The organism is Streptomyces sp. NPDC054956, from assembly GCF_053609185.1.
In genome coordinates, this window is record NZ_JBSGXB010000594.1 from 1 (window position 1) to 1879 (window position 1879).

3 protein-coding genes are annotated in these 1879 nt (G+C 74.6%); all 3 read right to left on the reverse strand.

Annotation, left to right across the window (positions count from 1 at the left end):
* The coding region (locus ACWGDE_RS38585) for an NADPH-dependent FMN reductase (protein WP_453393757.1) at nt 1-276 on the reverse strand (276 nt) is incomplete at its 3' end.
* Nucleotides 277-344: 68 nt separating this feature from the next.
* Entirely contained in the window at nt 345-1112 is a 768-nt protein-coding gene (locus tag ACWGDE_RS38590; RefSeq protein WP_453393758.1) for a 3-hydroxybutyrate dehydrogenase, read from the reverse strand.
* 133 nt (nt 1113-1245) lie between these two features.
* Nucleotides 1246-1879, reverse strand: a 634-nt coding sequence (locus ACWGDE_RS38595; RefSeq protein ID WP_453393759.1) for a 3-hydroxybutyrate oligomer hydrolase family protein, incomplete at its 5' end; no start/stop codon positions are given.

Below are 1879 nucleotides of genomic sequence, written 5' to 3' on the forward strand. Positions count from 1 at the left end.
GCGCAGGGCGGCCGCCCCCTCCGGCGGACCCTCGGCGGCCTCGGCGTCGCCGTCGTACGTGGGCATCGTGAAGTCCCCGATCCGGGCGAGGTCCACGACGGCGCCCGAGCGCTCGACCTGCCCGGCGACGAGGGCGGCGAGCCGGGTGTTCACGGAACCCTCGCGGGAGGACCCCGACAGGACGAGGACCCGCAGCGCGCCGGGTCCGGTGGTGATGTTCAGGTTGTCCGGGTCGGTGGGCCCGGTCGGGTTGCTGGCGTTGGTCGCATCGGTCACGTGCGGGACCGTACGGGACCCCGGGCGCCCGCCCGCGTCGCGGCACACGGGCTGTCACCCGGACGGGGTCAGTTGGCTCCCCAGCCGCCGTCCAGGGGGAGGGAGGAACCGGTGACGTACCCGGTGTGGGGTCCGCAGAGCCAGACGGCGGCGGCCGCGACCTCCTCGGGCTCGATGAGCCGCTTGATCGGCGAACGGGTCAGCAGCACCTCGGAGAGGACGTCGCCCGCGGCGATCCCGTGCGCCGCGGCCTGGTCCTGGATCTGCCCCTCCACCAGCGGGGTGCGGACGTACCCCGGATTGATGCAGTTGCTGGTCACGCCGTACGGGGCACCCTCGATCGCCGCGACCTTGCTCAGCCCCTCCAGCCCGTGCTTGGCCGCGACGTACGCCGATTTGTACGCGCTGGCCCGCAGCCCGTGGACGCTGGAGATGTTGACCACCCGGCCCCACCCGGCGGCGTACATGTGCGGCAGCACCCGGCGCAGCAGCAGGAACGGCGCGGTGACCATCACCTGCTGGATCAGGGCGAACCGCTCGGGCGGGAACTCGGTGATCGGGGCCACGTGCTGGAGTCCGGCGCTGTTGACCAGGATGTCGACGGCTCCGGGCAGCTCCCCGATGGCGGCGGGATCGGCCAGGTCGGCGACGTGGGCGTGGCCGCCGACGAGGCCGGCGACGGCCTCGGCCGCCGCCGCGTCGATGTCGACCACGTGCACCGTGGCCCCCGCCTCGGCCAGGGCCACGGCGCACGCCCGGCCGATGCCGCTGCCGCCGCCCGTCACCAGGGCGACGCGCGACCGCAGCGGCGTGGGGGAAGGAAGTTCGCTCGTCATGGCTCGAAGCGTAGGGAGGGCCCGGTGCGGCGCCCACGGTGTCGCGCTCCATACTCGGCGCCGCCCGTATGGAGCCGATCACCATGGCCGCCACCGGGCCGACACCATGGCCGTCACCGGGGCACCCGGGCCGTCAGGTGCCGAGCGGGCAGCTCGTCAGCAGTGCCCGCGGACCGGCCGCGGGGTCCCGGGGGACGGTGTGGCCGAGCGGCGGCCGCACGCCGCGTCCGATCCAGTCCTCCAGGGCGGTGAAGGCCGCCCGGTGGCAGGGCGTGAGGGGACGCAGCCGGTCGGGGAAGGCGTCGACGAGCGAGTCCACGTGGGTGCCGCCCTCGATGCGGTAGTAGCGCAGCAGCGAGCCCCGGCCCGACCGCCGCACCATGTCGGCGTACACGTCGGAATCCCGGGAGATGGGCAGCAGGACGTCCAGGGTGCCGTGCAGGGTGATCAGGGGTTTGCCGATGCGGCCGGTCAGCGCGGTCTTCGCGACCGCCGCACGGACCTCGGCGGGCCGCTGTCCGTACGCGTAGTCGGCGTCGCAGGCCGGCGTGCCGGGCACGCAGAACGGGGTTCCTGCCTCGGCCGGACCGTCGAAGCCCGGATCGAACTCCTCGCGGTAGATCCGCTGGGTGAGGTCCCAGTAGTACGCGTGGTGGAAGGGCCACAGGAACTCCGACCCGGCCGGGTAGCCGGCGTCGAGCATCCGGGCGTGCGCCTGCTCGGCGTCCGGGCCGCCGGCCGCGTAGCGGGGGTAGGCGGCCAGCGCC